The sequence below is a fragment of the Paenibacillus amylolyticus genome, assembly GCF_051136285.1.
GTDB classification, from domain to species: Bacteria; Bacillota; Bacilli; order Paenibacillales; family Paenibacillaceae; genus Paenibacillus; species Paenibacillus amylolyticus_F.
Window position 1 is genome coordinate 1,020,161 of record NZ_CP194938.1, and the last position, 25,093, is coordinate 1,045,253.

A 25,093-nucleotide genomic window follows, 5' to 3' on the forward strand; every position below is an offset into this window, starting at 1 on the left:
CTACTATATGAGCGAGATTAGGAATACAGACGTTCAAGTTCATCAACAAGACTGCCGACATAAGCAACTGCCGTGCGAATCGGCTCAGGGCCAGACATGTCTACACCTGCAAGTTTCATCAGTTCCTGTGGCGGGAGACTTCCGCCGGATTTAAGCGCTTCAAGCCAGCGATCCACTGCAGGCCGTCCTTCCTCCCTGATCTGCTGCGCAGCTGCTGTTGACGCTGTTAAACCTGCTGCATACGTGTACGGATATAAGCCCATATAATAATGCGGCTGTCTCATCCACGTCAGCTTGGCGCCTTCGTCCACCACCAGCTCAGGTCCCCAGAACTCGGAAAGAATCGCGCCTTTCAGCTCACTTAACGTTTTTGCGGTGATCGGCTTGTCGTTCGCTCCGAGCGTATATACCCTGCGCTGTAATTCTCCCTCCAGCAGATGAGTAACGAAGTTGTGATAATACGTATTAAGTAATTGCAAAATGACCCAACGCCGCATTCTCGGATTTTCAGAACGGTTCAGCAGATGATCTGCCAGCAACATTTCGTTCATTGTAGAGGGCGCTTCAATAAAATAGAGAGAAGGCTTCGTATTGGTAATCCGCTGATATTTGCCAGCCAACATAAAGTGACCTGCATGTCCCACCTCATGAGCCAGCGTAAACGCCCCACGCATGTTATTCGCCCACGAGATTAAGATATAAGAGTGCGCGCCATAGATGGGGGAACAGAATGCTCCCGTGGATTTACCTGCATTATCCGCATAATCAACCCAGCGGTCATTAAAGGCTCGTTCAACAATCTCCCCGTATTCAGGCCCCAGTACATCCAGCGCCTCACGAATCAGCGTACAAGCTTCATCATATGTAATAGCTGGACTGAATTCCGGATCAAGCGGAGCCTTAAGATCACAGAACATCAGTTTGTCGAGTCCAAGCTCCCGTTTTTTCAGCGCAGCCAGTCTGCGCATGTGCGGAGCAAGTTCCATTTGAATAATATCCAGGACGTTAGTGTACATCTCCTTGCTCACTTGCTGCGGCGCCAGCAGCATGTCCGTCACATCATCATATCCGCGCAGACGGGATAACACCACCTGTTTCTTCACCTCGGCAGCATATCCTTCAGCAAACGTATTTTTGTAATTATTCAACGTTGCATTAAAGGAGGCATAAGCGGAGCGGCGCAGCTCAGTATCGGGTGACATCTCGTAATTATTTTCGTAAAAAGACCATGATAATGGACGGGATTGTTCATCACCATCCCATGCTTCATTAAAAGTCATATCCGTCAGCTTGCCACGCTGGTAGATTCGATAGGGTGAATCCAACACTTCGCCGAGTGAGGCCAGTACTTTCTCCGTCTCAGGCGAGAGCCGATGAGCTTTTTCCTCCATCAGCCTTTCCAGGCTACGCTTGTATGGTGCCAGACCCGGAAGCTTATTCAAATACTGCTCAATCGTACCTTCCGGCAGGGAAACAATTTCGGAGTTAACAAAGGAGAGGCTTGACGACAGGTTGGATAGAATATCACCAGCTTTCGCTGCGTTCTCCATATTTACCGGGTTTGTGCTGTCTTCCGACTGTTTTAAACGCGCATAAGCCGCCGCCTTGCCAATCCGTTCCTGCAAAACTTCCCGGGCATCCAGACAAGCGAGCAATTGCTCTGCATGTTGACCCAGTGTACCTCTAAAATTTTCGATATCAGCAGCGGCGTCTGGCAGGGATGTAAGCTCCTGTTCCCATTCCGCATCGGTTGCAAACAGATCACTCAGATCCCAGGTCGCTTCCACCATGACCTCGGCGCGTGTACGTATCTTTTCCATCTGGTTTGTCCTCCTCCTTGCATTTCCAATATCTCTCATCGTATCATAATCTGCCAATGCATACATGACATGTCCTATTTATGAGACTTTTGGTTTAACTCCGCAAAAATCAATCCGGCTTGAAAAGTAAAAAACGCCAAGCTCCGGACGTATCCAGTTCCCTTGACGTTTCTTTATCTTATTTATGTTTATTAAAGTTTTATGTTTGTTACAAATGTTCATTTCTGTTACTTATAAAATAGTCCATTTAGACAGCGTTCAGTCCGCTTTCCAGATAACATTTTCACCGTAGTTTTTACCCCAGTTATACATCGCATGCAGTACTGGCATTAAACTCTGACCATGATCCGTCATCGAGTATTCAACTCGGGGCGGAACCTCGGCATACACCTTGCGCTCCACCAGTTTGTCTTCCTCCAACTCACGCAACTGGTTCGTCAGCATCTTTTGCGTAATGTGCGGGATCAAACGTTTCAACTCACTGAAACGTTTGGTGCCCTCCAGACCCAGATGCCACAATATAATAAGCTTCCACTTGCCCCCGATCACCGCCAGCGTTAATTCTTTTTCGCAGTTAATTTCTTTCAGATTAATACGTTCCTTGACTTCAGACGCCATGGCTCCAAGCCCCCTTTATCTCGTAACTATATAAGTTGAACAAAAAGATTTTACACAGTCCACTCCGTTAAAGTGTAAAAACAGTTCAACTTATATAGTTCATCTTTATATTAAACCTGCTTCCACATTGGCCTACGCGTGTACGTGGTCCAACCCTAATGCCTCATTCTACTACAGCATAGAAGGAATGCAAAGTTCGATCATCTTCTTCGCAGAAAAGACCGAAATCCATGCAACAGCACAGGACTCCGGTCTACTTCTTTTTTTACCTATTCGAACGAATGCACTTCGATGGAGCTACTCCAAGTTCGCATGTCGGCTAAACATATCTGAACCGGTCATGCCTTTCATCTCCATCATGGTGAGGATCAGCGCATCCATACTCAACAACAGACTTTGTTCAAACAATGAGCCCATAGGCTGGATGGTGACATCCACTCCAGCTGTTGCTGTATCCTCTTTCGCAGAGGCAGGCAGACGCACAACCGCTTGGGCCATCTGCGCAATCGTGGACTCCGGCTTAATCGTGATTAAGCCTACAGGTGCGCCCGCTTGATTCGCTTTCCGTGCCATCGTGGCCAGACTGCCTGTCTCTCCAGAACCAGAACATAACAGCAGGAAATCTGCTGAGCTAATCCCTGGTGTCACGGTCTCACCCACCACGTAAACGGTAAGTCCCATCTGCATCAATCGCATCGCAAAAGCTTTTCCCATCAGACCCGAACGACCTGCCCCGGCTACAAAAATATGCTCTGCAGCCAGCAGTTTCTCTGCCATCGCCTGCATCTCGGCATCGTTAATCTGACTTAACGTGCGCTCCAATTCCTTCAGGATTTCTGCGGTGTATTGTCTGCTACTCATGAGCTTACCCTTGTTTTACAAGACGTTGCATCTCGGATGCCACAGCTGCTTTATCCGCTTGTCCTGTGATTCCGCCGCCAACAATAACCAGGTCAGGTTGTGCTTTGATTACTTCTGGCAATGTGTCCAACTTGATCCCACCAGCGACTGCAGTTTTGGCATTTTTCACTGCACCTTTGATCGTTTGCAGGTCTTCGAACGGACTTTGTCCAACGGCTTGCAGATCATAACCAGTGTGAACACAGATGTAGTCTACGCCCAAAGCGTCCACTTCACGCGCACGTTGTTCCAGGTTAGGTACGTTGATCATGTCCACGAGAACTTCTTTGTTTTGTTTTTTCGCTTCTTCTACTGCGCCTTTGATCGTCATATCGTTGCTTGCACCCAGAACGGTAATAAGATCCGCGCCAGCTTCTGCCGCTTTCATAATTTCATAACCGCCAGCGTCCATAATTTTCAAGTCAGCGAGTACTTGCAGGTTAGGGTAAGCTTCTTTCATTGCTTTTACAGCATGCAAACCTTCGTTAATGATAATCGGTGTGCCGATCTCTACGATATCAATATATTGTTCAACCTCTTTAACCAGTGCGATACCTTCCGGGATGTTAACCAAATCAAGTGCGAGTTGTAATTTCATCTTATATGTCTCCTTTGTTATTGAAAGATAAGTAAGTGTTTTAGATCAACATGCTATGATTTCTACCACCAACGATTCATGTTGCTGTTGTCAGTATCTCTTACGGTGGCTGCTAGTTCATTGTAGATCCTGACTGTCCATTCAGGAAGTACGCACTTTCAAGTGAGGTAGTTACTTCGGAGAAACTAATGATACTATATGGTTGTTATCCGAACCCAATTTTGAATTATACTTTTTAATACCTTTTCTGGCTTTATAAATAGAAAAACCCCGCCTTCCCAGGCAGGGTCCTTTCCATCTTCATACCAGCGTAAGCTGTATGTTGCTGTCTTCTTTTATATAGTCCTGTTACAGATATACAGGTTTCACACATACCGGCTTGGATACACCTGTGCTGTGACCTGTGTATTTCAAACGGCCGCTCTCCTGATCAACTGTAAAAGTAACCATGTTGTTGGTATCACGGTTAGCTGCAATCAGCATTTTACCGTTCGGTGTCAATGCGAAATGACGTGGGTGCTGTCCTTCTGCGGAGACATGCTCTACAAGTGTCAGATGACCTTTGTCTGCATCTACAGCGTATACGACGATACTGTCATGTCCACGGTTGGAACCATACACAAAACGGCCATCGCTGGAAACCGTAATCTCGGCAGTGGTATTCTCAGCACCGTCATAACCATCAGGCAGCGTTGAAATATTGGAGATTTCAGTCAGCGTGCCCGCAGCTGCATCATATTTGTAAGAGGTGATGGAAGAATCCACTTCATTGATCACATATGCAAACTGACCATTCGGATGGAACGTCAAGTGGCGTGGGCCAGCGCCCGGATGTGTTTTCGTTTCACTGTGAAGCACCAGTTCATTGGTGTCTGCGTTAATGGAATAGATCGCAATTTTATCTGCGCCCAAATCCTGTACCATCATATATTTACCATCTGGGCTGAAGAATGCCGAGTGCACATGTGGCTTGTCCTGACGTTCAGGATGTGCCCCGTGACCTTCATGTTTCTTCTCGTCCAGAAGCGCTCCAACCTCACCATGATCTGTGAGAGCCTGAAGTCCCACCAATCCACCGTGATAGCTGGACAAGATCAAATATTTACCAGAAGAGTCACGTTGGATATGACATGGCGGAGCAGAGATGGAGTCCTCGCGATTCAGCAAAGTCAATTTACCTGTGGAAGGATCTACACTCAGCGCCACTGCTTCCGACATTTTATTGCCTTCGGCAGATGCCGTTTCACCAATGGCATACAGTTTGTTAGCTTGTGCATCCACATTAACAAACGTTGGATTTTTCACACCCGCAATGCCGTCCAGCTTGGCCAGACTGCCTGTATCCTCATTTAATTCGTATGCATAAATGCCCTCATTTTCCGCTTCGGCATAAGAGCCGACTAGTACGAGCAAGCGTTTTGATTCACTCATTACAGTTTCCTCCTCTATGTGTATGTAATCTTGTTGCACCTCTTCTATAATAAATCTGCCATATCAAAATAGCAATCTGGCCCCTGCTCACTCCCGAGAGAGCCCTGCCATGTTTAACGCAAAGTAATGCGCATCCGAACAACAATGATGTCTTTATACATTCAACTGTCGAGCATTTCCTGCTATGATAAGATAGGTTTTTCATCCAGAAAGGACTGAACAGATTGTTTACCTCGTTTTTCATGACGCTCTACCATGTGTTTCTGCCCATATCCCTGCCAGTAATTGGCGGAGTGTTGTTAAAACATTTCAGAGACTGGGATACTCGGCCACTATCAACGTTCTCACTCTATATTTTAAGTCCTGCGCTCATCTTCCATACCTTGCTGCATGCAGAGATTACCTGGACTGATGTCACAAGCACCTTTTGGTTCTCCATCCTCAATCTGGTTGCCCTCTGGGCCCTTGCCGAGTTACTGAGCCGGATTTTTGGTCTGGGTGCACCGGAAAAAGCAGGTCTAACCCTCGTCTCCACATTCACGAACTGTGTGAACTACGGGCTCCCGCTTGTACTGCTTGCCTTCGGTCAGCTGGGACTGGACAAGGCTTCGGTTTATGTTATTGGACAGATGATTATTGTCAATACAGTGGGTATTTTCTTTGCAGCAAGATCAGAATTCACTGTAAAAAACGCGCTACTTTCCGTTTTCCGCATGCCCACCATCTATGCAGCTGTTATCGCTATCATCTTGCGGAGCTCCGGCATAGATCTGCCTGAAGCACTGGATGGAGGCATCTCCATGATGGCTGCCGGTTACTCTCCCATAGTTCTGGCGATCCTGGGCGCACAGATGCTCAGATCCAAAGGAGATAAGGCACCTTGGCAGTCTAATGTCCGCAAGGCATTCTGGGCAGGGCTTATCGTGCGACTTGCTGCAGCCCCCGTCTTGGCTTGGCTCATTCTGAAAGCACTGCAAGTCGAGGGAACGTTATTCCCGGTGTTGTTCATCCTTGCATCGATGCCAACCGCAGTGAACGCCGTTATTTTGGCTGAACAGTTCGGTGCATCTCCGCAATTTGTATCCCGTTGCATTCTGTGGACCACGGCTGCATCGATGGTCATCCTCCCGATTATGATTGTGATGTCTTCCTGATTAGCACAGATGCTGTACTGGCACCAGAGGCGTTTGCCGCTTGGCGACGCTTCTCCTGCCGGCGTTCATGCCGCCGATGAAGGGCTCTGACATAGAAATATTTCACAACAAAATACGAAATGAAGCCCAGAATTAAACCAAGCACACTCATCCCTGCCAAAATATCAAGACCGCCAAGCAGCAATTCACTTACCGCCGACCAGTTTCCATGAAACAGTTCCCTCCATGCACTCTCATGCATAGGTCCCTGCCCCATACTATGAGATGGCAAAATCCATGAACCAATCTGCTTCGCAAGTGGCATCAGAATAATGGGCAGAAACGTAAGCTTGCCGACGACATTACCTACAATGGCTGCTGGCATGGAACCTCCAGCCAGACGTACAATCGGATAAAATACAAGATAAATCAGGGATGCGGTCGAGATTACGATCATTTCAAGTCCGAACCCTATGGCAAATCCGGTAGATACCTTATGAGCACCACCCGGAGCACGTAAAAGTTTGAGAAAATTCAGTTTCATCGCACGAGTCAAACGTGCCATTCGATTAGATTTGCGCTTCCGGTTGTTCATCCTGAATTTCTCCTTATTTTGCACAAATGACGGATAAAGTCGTCTATTGTCCGATTATATCACACTGCGTCAGCTCCAGTGGTTACAATTACGGGACGGGTTTCCATCACCACGTTTCCTGCTACCGCACGAGATATCATACAGGAAGCTTCCGCTTTATGTGCGAGCTTCTCGGCTTTGCTCAGATCGGACTCGGACGCATCGTGTGGAAGCACAATTCGTGGTCGATGCACGATTCGTTCATACGTAAAGACGTTATTTGTCACATCTACCGTTGCCTCCGATTCCAGCGTCAACTCATCCGGTGTGATATCTGAACGCTCCAACATCGCGGCCAGAGTGATCAGGTAACAGGTTGCTGCTGCCCCCAGCAGCATCTCATCCGGGTTAGTTCCTGTTCCCGGTCCGCCCATCTCCTGCGGAATCGAAATCACTGTTTTTAAACCGCCTGCATCAATCGTACCCTCACTGTTACGTCCGCCATTCCAAACCGCTTTTAAGTGAAACGGATGTTTCATTGCCATCGATCCTTTCTATGATAAGTTGAACTAAATACATTTACACAGACACTCCGATGACAGAATAACCTGGAGAGTAGCGGTTATCCCCAGATTTTTTTGGATTCCTTTTTCCAAAGGGAAACATCCGGTGATAAAGGCGAAGCATATGCTTCCGATGTTAGCTTTCTTTCAGAAAGCTATTGGCTTCGCTTTTCCAGGTTTTTTCTATCCTCTCCGTTAACGTGTAAAAGACCCATTCTGCTTATCTAAATTCATAACCTTAATTTGGAGTTACACACGTATACACGTAATTTGTAGCTCGTTCAGTGCGTCAACATGTTCGTCCTGCACACCCTGATCCGTAATCACCTTCCCGACACCCTCCATGCCGGCCACTCTTGTAAAAGCCTGAATATTAAACTTGCTCGAATCGGCGAGCAAAATAACTTCGTCCGCAATCTGGATCATCTTCTGCTTCACCAAAGCTTGTAATTCATTCGACTCGCTGATGCCCTTAGTCAGATGTACACCTTTGCAGGACAAAAACACCTTATCCACATGATACGCATCCAGCGAGCGCTCTGCGAGCGGCCCGACAAAAGACAAGGATTTGGAAGCAAGCTGCCCACCTGTGGCAATAACACGAATCTGTTCCTTCGTGCTGAGCTCCGCCGCGACCTTGATCGAGTTGGTTAGCACCGTAAGTGGAATATTGGGCAGTCCAGCTGCCATATACCACGCCGTCGTACTCGCATCCAGAGCAATCCGGTCGCCCGGTTCCACCAGCTTCACCGCTTCACCAGCAATACGGCGTTTCTCATCTGCATGAGCAACAGCTCGCTCAGGATAAGGAATCTCGGATTGCAGTTCATCCTTGTATTTCACACTTACCGCTCCGCCATGTGAGCGTCTGAGCCTGCCCGCCTGCTCCAGCTTGTCCAGGTCACGGCGAATCGTCTCCTCTGTCACCCCGCAGCGCTCACTAAGCTCGGTAACACGCATGCTTCCCTGCGCATCTACCCATTCCACAATTTTCTCATATCGTTCTGCAACGAGCATCCTTCATCCACTCCAAACCGTTATTATACCAATGAATCCTGTCATCCCATCATATCATAGAGCGGTCAGAAGGAGAATTTCAGGCCTTGGCAAGAAATGACTCTCAATAAACATTCAGGCTTATATGCAAAAAGGAGGCTTTCGCCCCCTCTGTCCAGTCATTCCGATGAATTATTTATCGTCTGCCATAGGGAACCAGCCCGGTGTGTGGATAATCGCACTCCACAATCCGTCAGGGATCACCAGACGTTCCTGATCCGATTTCGTCAGAATGGTCTCAATGTCCTCTTCCCGTCCGCTTTCGATCTTTTCGACCCAATCCGGCTCGATAATCAGTTCACGTCCAATCGCCAGCAGTGGAACACCAGATTCCAGCGCTTCCGCGGCCTCATCTGCGGTATGGATTGCTCCTACACCGATCACAGGCACTTTACCACCGACACGATCCAGAATATATTCGATTCTGGCACGTGTATCCTCTTCACCACGTCTTGGCTTCGACCAGAACTCACTCAAGGAAACATGCAGATAGTCGAGATTTTTGTCTTTCAAAGCATCAATCAGTGCATACGTATCCTCCATCGTCAGTCCCGGTGTTTCCGGCTCTTCCGGCGAGAATCGGTAACCCACAATGAATGGAAGCTTCGTATGCTCGGCAACGACACGCTGCACTTCGTCTACCACAGCGAGCGGGAACGCCAACCGTTTCTCTACACTGCCACCCCAACGGTCTTCACGGCGATTGGAATGTGGGGAGAAAAATTGCTGGATAAGATAACCATTAGCGCCATGAATCTCAATACCGTCAAAACCAGCTTCTATCGCACGACGAGTCGCTTCACCAAAATCACGGATGACCGATGTGATCTCTTCGTCTGTCATTTCTCTCGGCTCCGGTGAACCTGGACGTTCACTTGCGACTGCACTAGGTGCGACAACTTGGCCAGCAGGAACCGCTTGTTCCGGGGTTAGACGGCCCGCATGGAACATTTGCAGTACAGCAACAGAGCCTTGCTGTTTAATCGTTTCAGCCAAACGTTTCAGTCCTGGGACAAAACTGTCATCGTACGAACCAAATTGGGCTGGGAATCCAATACCGTTTGGTGTAACATGCGTAACCGCCGTAACGGACATACCCGCTCCGCCTGTACGACGTGCATAGTATGCAAGCTCAGCATCAGATACTGTGCCATCTGAATTAGAGGACATATGAGTCATAGGAGCAAGCACGATCCGGTTTTTCAGTGTAATGCCGCTTGGCAGTGAAACTTGTTCAAACATTTTCGAATACTTTGGATTCATTCGTGGTTCCCTCCTGATATTATATCTCTTTAAATAGATATATGGATATATAATTCCTTATTACTGTAATTATTATAGTTACGTTTGTTTTCAATTGCAACCTTTCCTTTTTCCAATCCTTGTCAACCTGTATGAAAACGATGAAAATTGTATAAAAGGACAGAGTGTCCTCGGACGCCCCATCCTGTTCTTTTAACCATTCCGAGAGTTCAGAAACCCAGAAGTACAGATCCACTTTCAGACTCTGAAATCCTTCTTGAATGCTCAGTAACTCCGAACGTAAGCAAGCTTCTGTTCCATCTCTTCCACACATTCATAACAATCATGTTCATCATTCGCCACCATTGGCGTAACCGGGTACAGGTTCATCTCTGTGCGATTGTATGTTTTAAGCAGCGGCAGCAGTTGTGTCACTCTTGTATTCGCCGGATCAAGCCAGCTGTTAATCTCTTCATCCATCAGAATCGCCGGCATCTTGCTGCCAAACTCACGAGTTGCCAGATTCGCGCCAGCCATGAGCATTGTACAGGTGCGGAGTGGCTGCTTCCGTGTGTCTTTCCAGATCTCGTACAGTCCCGCAATGCCAAAGAGACCGCGATCCGGCATCACAACACGCACCGCATACCGCTTCTTACCTTCCTGCCTCCAGTAATACAGCCCATTGCAAGGAATAACACAGCGTTTGGTTTCCACCAGTTTGTAATACGCAGGATTTTCATGAACAGTCATCAAATTGGCGTTCACTGCATCTCGTCCCCAGAATGGTATGAAACCCCATCGGAACTCATCCATTACACGCTCTCCATCCTGATGAAGAATTATGGGTGTATGCTGAGTTGGGCTAATGTTATACCGATTTTTGTAGTAATACATGACACGTTGTACCTTGAAATGATCTCGAACTTCGTCCAGATCGGCCGCGAGTGAAAAACGTTCGCACATCATCATACACTCCTTTTTTCGGGTAAGGTTGAGTGTATTGTTTGTAAGTCAAGGAAATTTATGCATACTCCCCGGACAGAAAGCGACTTGTTGTGACAATCATTCTCCTGTGGCACAAGCTTTTTCCTTTTTCCCACGACAAAAACAATGACTTGAGACTCATTTCAGGTTCGCTTTTCCTTGTTACTATAATAGAGAAAATATACATTTATTGGAGGTTTTAAGTATGAAAAGGAAGATTTTGATGAGCCTGATGTTGTTCTCAGCGCTTGCGATGTTTGGCAGCACGATCTACGCAGCAACCTTTTTGAATTACGGCTACCCGAGCTCCACCATCCCGATCCGCACCTACAACTACGCTTCTGCATGGCAGAGTCCGATGGATACTTCTCTTGCCAACTGGAACAATGCCGGAGCTAAAGTGAAATTCGTCAAAACAAATAATGCTCCGAACACGATTACCGCTGGCAACTTCAACAATACCGCTTATGGTGTCAACTACGCCTCCGTCTCCGGCAATCAGGTTGTCAACTTCCGCATCGAACTCAACGTCTCCACGATTACTGCTGATGCATCCAACTTATCCAACTTTATTCAAAGCGTGTTTGTCCATGAACTGGGTCACTCCGTCTGGCTTGGTGACAACCCGACAACAAGCAGCCCTTCCATTATGTCCTACACGCGCAATCGTAATTCCATGACCAAACCGCAAACTTTCGATATCAATAATGTGAAATCCCGATATTAATTTCCTGTAATGAGTTCATATGTTCTACAGCCTATTTTCAAGGAGGATTCCAATCTATGAAAAAGAATCGAGTAATCACACTGCTCGTCTCGTCTATCTTTATCCTGTCTGCCATTGGCTGCTCTTCTGTAACACCTGCAGCTGCACCCTCCAATGCACCAGTCACCATCATCGCTTCCGAGGATTATCCCAGTTATGGCAGTGTGGACGCCTTGTCTGATCGGGCTGATACGATCGTGAAAGGTAATGTTATTCAGACCCGCGTCGAAGCTCTGAATGATTTGACCCAGGCGGACTCCCAAGATCAGAATACTATTAATACAGCCGGAAGCACGGCAAATGAACAGGCTTCTTTTGACAAAATTTATACGATCTATACGATTCAGGTGACTGAATCCTACAAGGGCGTTTACACAGCCGGGGATCAGCTTGAAGTCAAACAGCTTGGCGGCCAGTTGGGTAACACTGAGATTATCAATGATGATCGCCTCAAGCTTATGCCAGCCAAAGACTACGTGCTTTTTCTTGAAACGTATGTGGATACACCTGCAAGCCTGCTGAACAGCGTTCAGAGTCTCTACGTGGTCAAACCCACTCCGAAAGCAAATCAGGCAAGTGAGCAGAGCCAGTCTGAGGTGATTGTCAGTGCAAATCCAGAGAATAATCTGACGCCCAGCCTGAGCGAACTGCAACAAATTAAAAACGAACAGTCACATCCATAACGCTGACTTACATCCTTGTTTATTCACTAACTGATTTTCTTGCTTCATGTTCCGTTCCAACATGTTACTCTACATATAATAAAAGAACGTGCCGCTCGGAAAACCGGGTAGCACGTTTTTTTATTATTGCTCTGATTGTATCTAAATACTGTTTATTCGATTAACGATAACAGATAACCGTATCTCTCCCCTTCCATACGATCCAACGGAATGAAACGGATGGAGGCACTATTAATACAATAACGCTTTCCACCACGGTCTGAAGGGCCATCTTCAAATACATGACCAAGATGAATGTCTCCCGCCCGGCTTCGTACTTCTGTACGTTCCATCCCGTAACTCGTATCACTCATGTAGTTCACGACCTCAGGTAAAAGGGGCTTCGTAAAACTCGGCCACCCACAGCCTGAATCATATTTATCCCCGCTGCTAAACAGCGGTTCTCCTGTTGCGATATCCACATACAGACCTGGCTGCTCGTTGTCCCAATATTCGTTGCTGAATGCATGCTCTGTATCGTTGTTAACCGCAACCGCATACTGTTCATCTGTTAGCTGCCTCTGGAGCTGTTCGTCTGTTGGACGCGGATATTGATCGGGATCTATAACAATCTCTTGCTCATCAAGCACACTCATGTCAATGTGGCAGTAGCCATTTGGGTTTTTTTCCAGATAATCCTGATGATACTCTTCTGCCAAGTAATAGTTCTGAAGTGGTATTACTTCAGTTACGATAGGCTGCTTATAATGGGTCTGCTCCTTAGTCACAGCCTGCTGAATAACTGCCTTATCCCCAGGTGCCGAATAATATATTCCTGTACGATATTGAATGCCCTGATCGTTGCCCTGTTTATTCAAGCTCGTTGGGTCGATGACGCGAAAATAAGCTTCAAGCAGCTTCTGCAAAGAAACCTGCCGTGGATCATACTTCACATGCACCGTCTCTGCAAACCCCCCATCACCGCGGATCACATCTTCATACGTTGGATTCTCTCCTTCACCGTTGGCATAACCGGAAGTTACGTCCTGAACTCCCAGGATACGGGCCATATAAGCCTCGACACCCCAGAAACAGCCACCAGCCAGATACAGGTCGTGCAGCTCTTCTTCTGGAATATTGGATATTTGAACAGCTTGAGCTGGTGCAGATGCTGAACGTGACTCCATCTTGGAACCGCAAGCTGACACGATCAAAGCTATCGTAAGGAGACACAGGCCTAATAATGGACCTTTCATGATGGTTCCTCCTTTCTCACATCATCTCCTGTACCGTCTCTGTAATCTGTTCATTGGAAGCGTGGCCAGGCACAGATTTCACTAACATGCCTTCTGAATTAATATAGAACGAGCTAGGATATGCACGCACGCCGAACTCTTTAGCCCATACTCCCTTTTCATCCAAAAGAACCATTACATTTTTATAGGGCTGCCTGTTAAACCATTCGGTAAACGCTTCAGAAGATTTCTCTCCTTTATAATCCGGTGTTACAATTGTAATCACTTGAAAATCATTATTTTGACCTGCTAACGTATTCAAATCCTCCAAACCTGCAAGACAGATGGAACACCATGAAGCCCAATATTTTATATATACCTTCTTGCCCTGAACATCCGCGAGTCCAACCGAGTTACCTGCCAGATCATGCAGCGCAAATTGCGGTGCCGCTTCCCCTTTGTTCATCTTGGCGGACGAATCCATGCCCGATGAAGACACTGGAGTTGCTACAGATCCCTGTTCCTGTGACCCGCATGCCGTCATGATTGACAGGACTGCACCTAACAGGAATACATACATCATGTATTTTCGTACGTTCTTCATGTCCAACTCCTCCAAACCTTATTGAAACCAGCTTACCAAGTTGTTTAGCCGATCTGTCATGAGTAATAGTCCCATCACAATCAAGATACAGCCGGACCCTATTTTGATTACGCCCATGTATTTGTTTACACGACGTATTCGCTTTATAGCAAAATCCGAGAAAACGGATAAGAGCAGAAATGGAATCGCAAGGCCCAGTGTATATAACAACATCAGAAAACCGCCATATGCCGGAGAACCTTCTCCCGCAGCAATACCTAGAATGGCGGCCAATACAGGACCAATACAGGGTGTCCAGCCGAAGCTAAACGTCAAGCCAAGCAAGAACGCTCCAATATACCCGCCCCGTCTGGCATGATTACTTGATAACTTTCGCTCTCGCTCCAGCCAGGATAATCGGATTAGCCCGGTCTGGTATATGCCGAACAGCACAACAATCGCCCCACATACTACGATAAAACCAGGACTTGAGATGACATTGCCTAGAATACCGGAACCAAAACCGAGTAAAACAAAGACAACCGACAGTCCAAATACAAACAAAAGTGTTCTTACCACAAACGCAGATCGCGGTTGAACGGAGCGAGTGCCTTCATGCCCCTGATTCCTTCCGCCCACCATGCTACCTGACAGATAAGACACATATACCGGAAGCAACGGAAGGATGCACGGTGAAAAAAACGATAACACCCCCGCACCAAAAACTCCGAAAAGAAATACCCACTCACCCACCATGTCGTTCACCACCTGAATTCATACTGCCGATTCAATCCCAAAGGCTAACGACTGACATAAATCGGAAGTGTAAACCAGAAGCAGCTTCCTGCTCCCTTTGTGCTCTTCACCCCGATTTCACCTCCATGTCGTTCCACAATGGATTGAGCTATAGCCAGCCCGAGTCCCGCTCCTCCATTATTTTTACTGCGAGATTTGTCAATACGATAAAAACGTTCAAATATACGTGTGGTCTCTTCCGCTTCAATCCCCTCACCTTCATCCCTTACCGCAATTCGCAAAAACGCTCCCTGCTCAGTTGCAGTAAGGGTAATTGTGCCTTCTATAGAAGAGTATTGAATGGCATTTTGCAGTAAATTGGAGAGAACCCGCTTCATCTGTGCAGGTACCATCATGGCAGCTGGCAATCGATCAGGCAGCTCAATCTCAACGTTCAGCTGTTTCTCGGCAAGATGGAACGAAAAACTTTCGAGCGTGCCAAGCAGCAACTCATCAACATGGCTGGGCTGCGGATCAAATGGCTCCCCCTGAGCCTCCAGACTGGATAGATCAAACAAGTCCTGTATAAGCCCTCCCAGCCTTTTCGTTTCAAGGCGAATCGTATTCAGATAACGTTGAAACGTAGCTTCATCCTTGATCACATCGTCCTCCAGCGCTTCGACAAAGGCCTGAATGGAGGCCAGTGGTGTACGCAAGTCATGAGACACATTCGCAATCAGTTCTCGTCTGGCCGATTCCGAGTGGTGCAGATGGTCAAAGCTTTGCTGCAGCCTACAGCTCATCTCATTAAATTGCTGTGCCAGCAGTTTGAATTCCCGCGGACCGATGAGAGGGACTTCCGTGCGGAAATCCCCTTCGGCCACTCGTATTGTGTGTTCGGTAATACGTGATATCGATTTTTCCAACGGCTTGGTCAATACATACTGAAGAACAAACGAAAGTAAACCCACGCCTGTCGTTATCCCCGACAACCAATAAAACTGTTCGATAGTAAGCAGCATTTTAGAATAACTGACGAACAAACAGATCAACAATACACCAATACCCAATAGACTGGACAATACCAAATACGTGCGTAATTTCATGATGATCCACCTGCAAACTTATAACCTATGCCCCAAACGGTTTTAATATATTTCGGATCGGAAGCATTTTGCTCGATCTTCTCTCGTAATCTCCGAATATGCACGGTTACCGTGGTCGTATCTCCTTCGTAGCTCAAATCCCAAATTTTGCTCAACATCTGGCTGCGTGAAAACACTTGCCCCGGATGACTTGCGAGCAAATATAACATCTCAAACTCTGTAACCGTTAACTCAATCAGCTTTCCGTCAATCTCTACCTCTCGTTTCACAAAATTAATGGTCAGCCCTTCATAACTAATTGTATGTGAGGAGTCATTAGCCGTTGATACCTGTACTGTTCGCATTCTACGCATTATGGCTTTGACACGCAGAACCAGTTCTCTCGGACTGAAGGGTTTGGTCAGATAATCATCCGCTCCCATGGTTAGCCCCATCAATCGGTCCTGCTCCTCCCCGCGAGCGGTCAGCATCACAATCGGCACATCCTCGGTTTGCCGAATTTCATTACAGACTTCCAAGCCATTTTTATATGGCATCATCAGGTCCAGCACAATCAGATCTGGAGTCTGATTGCGCCACTGCTCAATCGCCTCCGCGCCATCCTTAGCTGTCACAACCGTATAACCTTCCCGTTCCAGATACCTGCGGCAAACGTCTGTAATATTGCTATCATCATCGGCAACCAATATACGTTCGTTCAATCAACCCACCCCCTACTCCAAAACACTCATTGGCATAATCATATCACAGGGCGATGGTCACGCTTCATTATGTTTTCTTCTTTATTATCCCGAGCTTTGTTACTTCATCGCCTTCATAGGCATCATATACTTGGAAACGACCATATCACTCACATACGTATTTCCTTCATGTATAGAAGGCATCGACTTCAGACTAACCTGCATGCCGTCTACCATTATTTTTTTAGAACCAACCCACAATTTTATAGTTTTAGCCGCAGGCATCATCGTTTCTTCCATCATCATATCGTCCTTCATCTTGTCATCCTTCATCATCATGTCATCGTCCACCATTGTGCCGTCCTTCATCATCTTTTCATCATCCATCATCATGTCGTCCATCGCCATGTCATCTTTCATCATCTTATCGTGCATGTTGTCCATATGCATCAGAGTTACCGAGCGGTCTTTGCTGTCCCACATAATGCTGTAACCATACATTTTGGCCGCCTGTCTCAATTGAACAAGTTCCATGCCGTCCTTTTTAATCATCTTCATCTCTGCAGCGCCTGCACTTGCTAATCCTGAAAAAGTTAAAGACATCATCAAAACTGCTGCTACCATCGCTTTTTTGCTTTTTCTTGTTTTCATCATTGTTATCACTCTCCATGGTTTAGTTGCTTGCATGGACTACAATAAAGAAAATAACTTACGATTCTCTAAGCAAAATATTACGAAAGCATTACGATGTAAATATTTGTATCCCCCTGTAATAAAAAACGGTTGAAATCCCTCTTCGCGAGAGACTTCAACCGTGTCGTTCGTTTGCTACGTCTTATTTTCCGCTTGCCTACATTTAGTTCACACGAATAAAATCAGCCATAGATCGAACTTCAACCGATCCCGGATTAGAGATGACATCTGCTTGCTGCAACCCTTGTCTGGAGGTGAACTTCAACTTAACCGGAAGGCCAGGAATCAGATCAAAGAAGTTATCCGAAAATACACCTTCGGCTTCCGAAGATAACCATACTTGCTTGGCAAGCACGTCACTTTCCAGTACCAAATGAACACCGTCCTCATCGGTTCCTCCGCTGACTTTGATGTTCGCAGGCTGTAATGCAAGTTCTTTGGCAGGCACAAAATAGTGCTCCTGCACAATATCCGTTACGCCCTCTTGATGCAGCTCCAACCGCAGCAAGGTCTTGGCAGCATCATGCCCTGCGAGCCACTCTGCATTGCGCAAAGATAACAACTTCTCACCTGAATTTGGTGCTACGCTTATTTCACATGTTTCCTCCCGATGAACCGTTCCATCGAATCCAACCAAACGAATGTGTAATCGCCCCTCCACCGGTTGCAGTTGATCGGAAATCACATAGATATCTGTGACATCCTCTTGAGTACCATCCACGGAGACCAATACATCATTGAAACTACGCTTCGCATAATATTGCAATGCCTTCCAGCGACCAAGATAGTCCATACCCGCCCACGAAGCGACAGGCCAGCAATCATTCATCTGCCAGTAGAGCGTGCCCATACAGTAAGGTTTACGGCGGCGGTGGGCTTCAATTGCCGTTTTCATCGCTTCCGCTTGAAGTATCTGACTCATATATAGGAAGGATGGGAAATCCTTCGGTTCATGCAAATACATGTCCATATACTGCTTGATCAGTCGATTCCCCGCACCGTTCTTCTGATGTGCGAGCATGACCTCCGACTCCAGTGCCAAGTCTTCTTCCTCCGCATACGTGCGTACCGACTTGTATTCCGGAAACGACTGGAATCCATACTCACTCATAAAACGGCCTACATAAGTATTGTAATTCTCAAAAGGCTCGACATTGTGCCATACACCCCAATAATGGATATCCCCTTCCGATGTAGACGGATGGGCATGCTGCTTTTCATCTCCTGTCAGCGATACAATAGGGGAAGAAGGCCAGTAGTCCACACCAGGTGCATACGCTTCGACCACTTCTGGCAAAAGGTCATGGAAAATGGCTTCGTAATCTGCCCAGATGCGTTCGCGCTGTTCGGCATTGTAATCTTTTTTCCAGCCCCAGCCACCATTCTCAATATAATGCGCCCAAGCCGAATCAATCTCATTGTTTCCACACCACAGTACAATACTCGGATGGTTACGCAGACGTTTCACGTTATCAATCGCTTCATGTCGGACATTGTTCAGGAACGCTTCATCACCCGGATACATACTGCACGCGAACATAAAGTCCTGCCACACCATGATACCGTATTCATCACAAAGGTCGTAGAACACATCCTCTTCGTAGAAACCACCGCCCCATACACGTAGCATGTTCATGTTGGACTCAGCTGCCGATATGATCTCATGCATGTATCGTTCCCGCGTCACTTCGGTAATGAAGCTGTCATTTGGAATGTGGTTGGCTCCTTTAGCAAACACCGCAACTCCGTTCAGTTCAAAATAAAAGGAAGCCCCGGCTTCGTCCGGATCACGCACAAGACGGATGGAACGAAGTCCTGTTTGAACCTCGTACGCTGCGACAGCACGCTCACCCTGAAGCACTTCAGCAGCAAACGTATATCGATACGCCTCGCCCAATCCACGGCTCCACCAGAGTTTCGGATTTTCAATCAAGACGGGAACCTCTACCATATGGTAACCAGGTTGCAAAGATACCGCCTTCTCCCAGCGCTGACCATCTGCACCTATGCGAATCACGGTATCTAGAGGCTGCGAAGTTTCCACTTCTACCACGGCAGTTACTTGTGCCGATGTGGCATTTACTTCATTTTGCCGGATAAATAGATCATTAATTGTTACATCTGTCCATCCTTCAAGCCTCACTTCCCGCCAGATGCCACTAGTGACAAAACGCGGACCCCAATCCCAGCCATAGTGATATGGCGCTTTGCGAGCGAAAATACTTACTCGTTTATCCCCCAGACCGCCCACATCGGATTGGTCATTGGATGCAGGCAAGGCATACCCCAGCTTATCCAGCTTCGGCATATCCTCCTGAATGGGAGAGCGAAAATGAATGCGAAGTATGTTATTCTTTTCCTTCACGAATGCTTTTACCTCTGCCTTCCACACCCGGAACATATTATCCGCAGACAACACATGAGTGTCATTCACATATACATCCGCATACGTATCCAGTCCGTCAAAAACAAGTTCCAAACGCTCCTGCGCATAAATTGAGGCCTCAATATCAAATGTTGTACGATACTCCCAGTCCTTCTTGTCAATCCACTGTACTTCCCTCTCATTCGTCCCATAGAACGGGTCGGGAATTTTGCCTAATCTCAGCAGATCGGTATGCACGCATCCAGGCACCTGAGCCGGCATCCACTCCTGATCTTCACACGCCTTGAACGTCCAGTTTTCAAACAGTTGCGATTGGTTTATGCTCATGACAGCCTCCCATGTGGTTCGTGATAAAAGCATTTTGTTAGGTTTTGTTATTATATTAGCAAACAATCAACAAAACAAAATTAACATGTTAGCTACACAACAGTCAATGCATTTGGTGAATTAAATCCATCTGATTATCTCTTTCATCACTAAAAAGACATAGAGAGTTATTTCTCCATGTCTCTTCGATGTGTTTTGTTCCCGAACTCCGGCAAAGACCAAAAGACGATATTCTATTGCGCTAACAACGAATGATATTCGTTCCGCATAATAAGTTCCGCGTGAATCAGCTTGCGTTCATGGGGAGCTTCGGGAGTATTAATCCGCCATAATAGCTGATCCACGGCTCGCGCTCCGAGATGTTCTTTGTGAATATGTGCCGTAGCCATGATAGGATCATCTGTCCGTGTATTATCAAACCCTGTCACTGCACACCGTTCCGGCACCTGAACGCCGCGACTTCGTAAAGCCTCAATCATAATAAATGCGGTATGATCATTCGCACAGACGATCACCTCTGGTATATCTTCCAGCTTCATGTCTATGATTGCTTGCTGCATCTCTGTATACTCCTGCACCAACAGCCCTGCATGCTGATCTGACTGTAACTGCATTTCTTCAAGTCCCATCCGATACCCCAGCCAACGTTCCCTGAAGCTGACGGCATCAGGCAGCTGTCCGGCAAACTGGAAGCGTTTGTATCCCTTCGCTGCGAGCATAAGAACTAACTCCTTCATGCCTTTCACGTTGTCAGTAAATACCGTATCCGTATGAATTGCCGAATCCTCATGATCCACCATGACAAGCGGAATACGCAAGCGGTAGATTTCGAGCAATACCGGCGTTGAGATCGTACCCACCGTAATGATACCCCGAATGGCGTCAGGATTAAGAACCGAAAACATATGATCCGAAGAAGGCTCTGTCAGTGTCAAAATGTCCATACCTTTCTCATTCAAGCGCGCTGAAATCCCGTCGAATACAGGCCCCCAGTACAAGGAAGAACGATTTTGCGAGCGTATATTCGGAAACAAAATCAATATGGTACCTTCGTGTTTCTTCCCCGCTGTGCTGCCGGATGAAATAGGAGACTCCATTGCATTATATTTGGGCTCTGTTTTAAAATAACCCAGTTGCCCTGCGGTTCTGACAATCATCTCGCGCGTATGCTCACTAACCCCCGGCTTACCCGTGAGTGCACGGGAAACTGCAAACTTGGATACTCCTGCAGCATCTGCGATCTGCTGCATGGTCACTCTTTTGCCCATCTTGCTCACCCGATTTTCCTGATTTTTCATCCAGTGTAGCATAAAACCCCGAATGAACAAAACATGTTTTGTTCATTCGGGGTTTGTTAGGTTAGAACGGAGTTAGACGGAATAACCTGTAACTTCGTTTATCTAACGTTTATCTATGGGCGAATATCTTCAACTAAACATGTTTAGTTGGACAAACAGAATCACTTAACACTATAATGCCGGGCGCTTTCTGCGTCTGAACACATGCAGCGGCAGTTTGATCTCCGTAATCAATACGCCAGCCAGCATCAATGCTGCTCCGCAGTATCCTTGCAGCGTAAGGGACTCTCCCTGAAAGATAAAAGCAAACGCAGCGGCAAACAGCGGCTCCAACGAAAAGATCAAACTGGTTCTCGTTGGAGAAGCATGACGCTGGGCCAACGTTTGCAAAATATAACCAAGCCCACTGCATAATACCCCGAGTCCGAGAATCGATGCCCATGACTCAGGTGTATCCGGCAACTGTGGCGTTTCAAATAGAAATGTGGCTGCGATTCCCCACAAAGCCGCTACACCCAGTTGAATGGTTCCGAGTGTAAGCGGATCATGATTCGGTGTATATTTACCTGCGATCATAATATAAACGGCATAAACCAATGCCGCCAGAATACATAACAGATCCCCGAGATGCAGGCTCATTTCATGTTGAAGCGTTAATAATCCGAGCCCTGCTACTGCGACCACAATACTGACACTTAGACGTTTGTCCGGCAATCGCCGGCGCAAGACTGTCGTTAATATTGGCACAAAAATGACGGCCAAACTGATTAAAAATCCCGCCTGAGACGCTGTCGTTCGCTGTACCCCATAGGTAATGAATACAAACGCAGCAAACAACGCTGTACCCAGCACGCCTCCAGCAAGCAACGTACCACGATCTAAACTTCCCAAACGGCGGTGAAAGAGCAGCCCTGCCGCTACAAAGGCGATTCCAAATCGCAAAGCAATTAAATTTAGTTCTTGCATTGAAGCTAGTCCCGATTTCATAAACAGATAAGAAGAACCCCAAATAACGGTTGCAAGCAACATCTGTACATCCGCTCTTCGCGATGCCTGAATCTGATTTCCCTGTAAGCCATTCATCTAACTTCTACCTTCATTCTTCTATAATAGTCTGAGCTACGTTGTATATATGTACTAAACTAACTCGCCTTGGCAAGTATAAACGATCTCTTTGCATTATAAAAATGAATATTTATAATAGTTATTATGAAATAAACTCATGTATAGGAATTTATGCTTAACTTGGAAGGATGTTATTATCCAATGTCACTGATTAAATACGAAATTCTAAATACGGTTGTGGAATACGACAGTTTGACCAAAGCATCCGAAGCCTTGAACATTACACAATCTGCCGTAAGTCACGCCATAGCGAGTCTGGAGAGCGAATGTGGTTTCTCCTTGTTGCATCGCAGTCGTTCTGGCGTCCGGCTCACCGCAGAGGGTGAACGGATTCTAGGTTATACACGCGAGATTATCCGCTGGGCGGAACTCATGAATCAGGAAATCTCCCTAATCCGCGGAGCCGAGATTGGTACGGTGCGGATTGGTACTTTTGCCAGTGTCTCCACCCAGTGGCTTCCCGGCATTCTCAAACAGTTCAGACTACGGCATCCGGGGATTGAGATTAAGCTGTGGGAAGGGGATTATGCCGAAATCGAGAACTGGCTGGCCAGTGGTGCCATCGACCTTGGCTTTCTGTCCCTTGGTGACTCCTCACCATTCGAAACCATCACATTGCAAAAAGACAGGATGATGTGCATCCTGCCTCGGGATCATGTGTTTGCTTCAAAGAAATCGGTTTCCTTTGAACTTTTGTTGGAACAGCCTTTTATCCTACCCAAATGGGGTGGTGACAACGAAATAGAACGTTTGATTCGGCAGCATGCCGCCAAACTAAACGTTGTGTACGAAGTTGCCGAGGATCAAGCCATTATGGCCATGGTGCGTAACGGACTTGGTATCAGTCTACTTCCCGAGATGGTGCTGCAAAATCATACGGAATCGCTCGCGCTCATACCGCTTGAAGGCGACCCTTACCGAATGATTGGTTTAGCCTGTGCTTCTCTTCGGAATCTGTCGCCCGCGGCACGGCGTTTCATCGAAGAAGTCCAGCAATGGCTCATTTCTGGCCGAGAAAATTTCTAGTCGAAAAGTTTAGTTTAACGTTTCTCATCCTCAACTAACGCGTTAACCACGCTTCTGACTTATTCCCAGACCCGATCTAGCTGGTCTGCATAGTAGCGTATCGCCCGGCTGTAATCCGTTATTCGCTGATCTCCAGAAGTATCCGCGAGCTGAACGAGCAGCCGTCGCATCGCCTCAGCGTGTTCACCGAGATTATAGAGCACCATAGCATAGAACACTTCGAATTCCCGGTGCTCCGGGAATTCCGACATTCCGGTAAGTAGCCATGTCCTTGCCTGCTCGTATTGTCCCAGCGTACGATAGGTGCTTCCAAGTCCGAGAATAGCACCCGCCCGGTCTTCTGCAGACAGTTCAAGTTGCAGAGCTTTTTCATAATAAGGTACAGCTTCGCGTTCCAGGCCTAGTGAGTCATGTGCCCATGCGAGTTGATACCATCCTTCCCCATGTTGCGGCTCTAACTTCGTAATTCGGTGCAGAAGCTCAATAGCCTCCAGCACTTTGCCTTCTTGCCGCCACCGTATTGCTTGCTGCAAATCATTCATGTTGTTGTCACATCCCATACCAAATTATAACAAAAAGCACATTTTGATAGACGGGAACTACCAGAGTTGCCCGCCCTTTCATTCAAAATGTGCTCTATGAAGAGTATTTCGATTTCGTGCTTTTCATTCGATTCTGTTTAAGACCACGTTGTGTTCGCAACCATCACAATAAATATGAGCATGAGATAATTGACCGAGATCAAAAAGTTAACCTTCGCCCACTTCTCATCATCCTGTGTTTTCAACCCACTAAGCGTATGTACAAACCAGATGATGCTGCTAATCAGAGATACAATCAGAAATACCAGACCAACGTAATCAAAATAATACAGCAGGAACACGGCAGGAATTAGCAGAAAAACGTAAGGAATCATCTGCCATTTCGTACGTTTGACCCCTTTGACCACCGGTAACAGTGGGAACCCCGCAGCACGATACTCTTCCACACGGCGAATACCCAGTGACCAGAAGTGTGGAGGCTGCCACAGGAATAACAGTGCAAACAACAACCAGGCTCCTGCATCAATCTCATTGGTTACAGCGGTATAACCAATCACTGGAGGCATCGCCCCTGCAATTCCACCCAGCGACGTGCTCCACGTCGAAGTGCGTTTCAGCCACATCGTGTAGATCACGATATACGCAAACCAGCCAAGCAAAGCCATCCAGCCGGATAGCGGATTCACCAGTAGAAACAATAGAGCTAAACCTGCGACTCCGAGAACCAAACCGTAACCAAGAACAAATCCAGGCTTCAGATGGTTAATGTAATCCATTCTTTTTTTCGTTCGTTCCATCTTTTGATCCAGTTCACGATCCCAATAGTTATTGATGACACAAGCCGAAGCAATCACGAGCGTTGACCCAATAACGACCATAAGCAGAGATAACCACGCGATATCCCATTGTGAAGCAACCCAGAAACCGACGGCAACCGCAAATACATTCAACCTTAACAGTCCGGGCTTGGTTAAAGCAATCATGTCTTTAAGCATCAGAAGCCTCCTGAA

Annotated in this window: 25 protein-coding genes; 4 read left to right on the plus strand and 21 right to left on the minus strand. The window is 46.9% G+C overall.

The annotated features are described in order from the left end of the window. Positions 1 to 17: 17 nt before the first annotated feature. From pepF to ACR8BL_RS04440, 5 genes are all read right to left on the minus strand, one after another. Positions 18 to 1,820: an oligoendopeptidase F gene (pepF, locus tag ACR8BL_RS04420; protein WP_434751495.1), complete on the minus strand. Its 1,803-nt coding sequence runs from the start codon at positions 1,818 to 1,820 to the stop codon at positions 18 to 20. 258 nt (positions 1,821 to 2,078) lie between these two features. Then, positions 2,079 to 2,438 (minus strand): winged helix-turn-helix transcriptional regulator, encoded by a 360-nt coding sequence (locus ACR8BL_RS04425; RefSeq protein WP_434751496.1) that lies wholly within the window; start codon positions 2,436 to 2,438, stop codon positions 2,079 to 2,081. 297 nt (positions 2,439 to 2,735) lie between these two features. Then, positions 2,736 to 3,299, minus strand: a complete 564-nt coding sequence (gene hxlB, locus ACR8BL_RS04430) for a 6-phospho-3-hexuloisomerase (RefSeq protein ID WP_434751497.1) — start codon at positions 3,297 to 3,299, stop codon at positions 2,736 to 2,738. A 4-nt stretch (positions 3,300 to 3,303) separates the two neighbouring features. Further along, positions 3,304 to 3,936 carry a 3-hexulose-6-phosphate synthase gene (gene hxlA, locus ACR8BL_RS04435; protein ID WP_434751498.1) on the minus strand — a complete coding sequence of 211 codons (633 nt, stop codon included), beginning with the start codon at positions 3,934 to 3,936 and terminating at the stop codon, positions 3,304 to 3,306. Between the two features lie 348 nt (positions 3,937 to 4,284). Then, positions 4,285 to 5,367, minus strand: a complete 1,083-nt coding sequence (locus ACR8BL_RS04440; protein WP_434751499.1) for a lactonase family protein — start codon at positions 5,365 to 5,367, stop codon at positions 4,285 to 4,287. A 242-nt stretch (positions 5,368 to 5,609) separates the two neighbouring features. Here ACR8BL_RS04440 and ACR8BL_RS04445 point away from each other — a divergent pair, with 242 nt between their 5' ends. Then, positions 5,610 to 6,521 carry an AEC family transporter gene (locus ACR8BL_RS04445; protein WP_434751500.1) on the plus strand — a complete coding sequence of 304 codons (912 nt, stop codon included), beginning with the start codon at positions 5,610 to 5,612 and terminating at the stop codon, positions 6,519 to 6,521. Here ACR8BL_RS04445 and ACR8BL_RS04450 read toward each other — a convergent pair. The 5 genes from ACR8BL_RS04450 to ACR8BL_RS04470 all read right to left on the minus strand — a co-directional run bounded on the left by ACR8BL_RS04450 (position 6,499) and on the right by ACR8BL_RS04470 (position 10,898). Further along, positions 6,499 to 7,095: a DUF2062 domain-containing protein gene (locus ACR8BL_RS04450; RefSeq protein WP_434751501.1), complete on the minus strand. Its 597-nt coding sequence runs from the start codon at positions 7,093 to 7,095 to the stop codon at positions 6,499 to 6,501. The two genes, ACR8BL_RS04445 and ACR8BL_RS04450, sit on opposite strands and share 23 nt — an antisense overlap. A gap of 59 nt (positions 7,096 to 7,154) precedes the next feature. After that, a complete protein-coding gene (locus tag ACR8BL_RS04455; RefSeq protein ID WP_434751502.1) occupies positions 7,155 to 7,613 on the minus strand; it encodes an OsmC family protein in 459 nt (152 codons plus the stop codon). A 273-nt stretch (positions 7,614 to 7,886) separates the two neighbouring features. Then, positions 7,887 to 8,654 (minus strand): DeoR/GlpR family DNA-binding transcription regulator, encoded by a 768-nt coding sequence (locus ACR8BL_RS04460; protein ID WP_434751503.1) that lies wholly within the window; start codon positions 8,652 to 8,654, stop codon positions 7,887 to 7,889. Positions 8,655 to 8,825: 171 nt separating this feature from the next. Beyond that, positions 8,826 to 9,956: an NADH-dependent flavin oxidoreductase gene (locus ACR8BL_RS04465; protein WP_434751504.1), complete on the minus strand. Its 1,131-nt coding sequence runs from the start codon at positions 9,954 to 9,956 to the stop codon at positions 8,826 to 8,828. A gap of 264 nt (positions 9,957 to 10,220) precedes the next feature. Further along, positions 10,221 to 10,898 (minus strand): SOS response-associated peptidase, encoded by a 678-nt coding sequence (locus tag ACR8BL_RS04470; RefSeq protein ID WP_434753013.1) that lies wholly within the window; start codon positions 10,896 to 10,898, stop codon positions 10,221 to 10,223. 226 nt (positions 10,899 to 11,124) lie between these two features. Between ACR8BL_RS04470 and ACR8BL_RS04475 the strand changes: the two genes are divergently transcribed. Continuing rightward, positions 11,125 to 11,646, plus strand: a complete 522-nt coding sequence (locus ACR8BL_RS04475) for a hypothetical protein (protein ID WP_434751505.1) — start codon at positions 11,125 to 11,127, stop codon at positions 11,644 to 11,646. A gap of 56 nt (positions 11,647 to 11,702) precedes the next feature. Then, the gene (locus ACR8BL_RS04480) at positions 11,703 to 12,368 is read left to right on the plus strand and encodes a hypothetical protein (RefSeq protein ID WP_434751506.1); all 666 of its coding nucleotides are present in this window, start codon (positions 11,703 to 11,705) and stop codon (positions 12,366 to 12,368) included. Positions 12,369 to 12,520: 152 nt separating this feature from the next. Here the strand turns inward: ACR8BL_RS04480 and msrB are convergent, their stop codons facing one another. From msrB to ACR8BL_RS04525, 9 genes are all read right to left on the minus strand, one after another. Beyond that, complete coding sequence (gene msrB, locus ACR8BL_RS04485) at positions 12,521 to 13,603, minus strand: peptide-methionine (R)-S-oxide reductase MsrB (RefSeq protein ID WP_434751507.1); 1,083 nt, start codon at positions 13,601 to 13,603, stop codon at positions 12,521 to 12,523. 16 nt (positions 13,604 to 13,619) lie between these two features. After that, complete coding sequence (locus tag ACR8BL_RS04490; protein ID WP_434751508.1) at positions 13,620 to 14,186, minus strand: redoxin family protein; 567 nt, start codon at positions 14,184 to 14,186, stop codon at positions 13,620 to 13,622. Positions 14,187 to 14,204: 18 nt separating this feature from the next. Further along, a complete protein-coding gene (locus ACR8BL_RS04495) occupies positions 14,205 to 14,921 on the minus strand; it encodes a cytochrome c biogenesis CcdA family protein (protein WP_434751509.1) in 717 nt (238 codons plus the stop codon). Between the two features lie 44 nt (positions 14,922 to 14,965). After that, the gene (locus ACR8BL_RS04500) at positions 14,966 to 16,006 is read right to left on the minus strand and encodes a sensor histidine kinase (RefSeq protein ID WP_434751510.1); all 1,041 of its coding nucleotides are present in this window, start codon (positions 16,004 to 16,006) and stop codon (positions 14,966 to 14,968) included. Beyond that, positions 16,003 to 16,707 carry a response regulator transcription factor gene (locus ACR8BL_RS04505; RefSeq protein ID WP_434751511.1) on the minus strand — a complete coding sequence of 235 codons (705 nt, stop codon included), beginning with the start codon at positions 16,705 to 16,707 and terminating at the stop codon, positions 16,003 to 16,005. Before ACR8BL_RS04505 ends, ACR8BL_RS04500 begins: the two co-directional genes overlap by 4 nt. Positions 16,708 to 16,806: 99 nt before the next feature. Further along, entirely contained in the window at positions 16,807 to 17,340 is a 534-nt protein-coding gene (locus tag ACR8BL_RS04510) for a stalk domain-containing protein (protein WP_434751512.1), read from the minus strand. Between the two features lie 202 nt (positions 17,341 to 17,542). Next, positions 17,543 to 20,092, minus strand: a complete 2,550-nt coding sequence (locus tag ACR8BL_RS04515) for a beta-mannosidase (RefSeq protein WP_434751513.1) — start codon at positions 20,090 to 20,092, stop codon at positions 17,543 to 17,545. A 233-nt stretch (positions 20,093 to 20,325) separates the two neighbouring features. Beyond that, positions 20,326 to 21,390, minus strand: a complete 1,065-nt coding sequence (locus ACR8BL_RS04520; protein WP_434751514.1) for a LacI family DNA-binding transcriptional regulator — start codon at positions 21,388 to 21,390, stop codon at positions 20,326 to 20,328. A gap of 171 nt (positions 21,391 to 21,561) precedes the next feature. Next, positions 21,562 to 22,473 (minus strand): DMT family transporter, encoded by a 912-nt coding sequence (locus tag ACR8BL_RS04525; protein ID WP_434751515.1) that lies wholly within the window; start codon positions 22,471 to 22,473, stop codon positions 21,562 to 21,564. 183 nt (positions 22,474 to 22,656) lie between these two features. Here ACR8BL_RS04525 and ACR8BL_RS04530 point away from each other — a divergent pair, with 183 nt between their 5' ends. Beyond that, entirely contained in the window at positions 22,657 to 23,541 is an 885-nt protein-coding gene (locus ACR8BL_RS04530; protein ID WP_434751516.1) for a LysR family transcriptional regulator, read from the plus strand. Between the two features lie 59 nt (positions 23,542 to 23,600). Here ACR8BL_RS04530 and ACR8BL_RS04535 read toward each other — a convergent pair whose 3' ends face one another. Together ACR8BL_RS04535 and cyoE are read right to left on the minus strand one after the other, a co-directional pair. After that, positions 23,601 to 24,083: a tetratricopeptide repeat protein gene (locus tag ACR8BL_RS04535; protein ID WP_434751517.1), complete on the minus strand. Its 483-nt coding sequence runs from the start codon at positions 24,081 to 24,083 to the stop codon at positions 23,601 to 23,603. 137 nt (positions 24,084 to 24,220) lie between these two features. Beyond that, a complete protein-coding gene (gene cyoE / locus ACR8BL_RS04540) occupies positions 24,221 to 25,078 on the minus strand; it encodes a heme o synthase (protein ID WP_434751518.1) in 858 nt (285 codons plus the stop codon). Between the last annotated feature and the right edge of the window lie 15 nt (positions 25,079 to 25,093).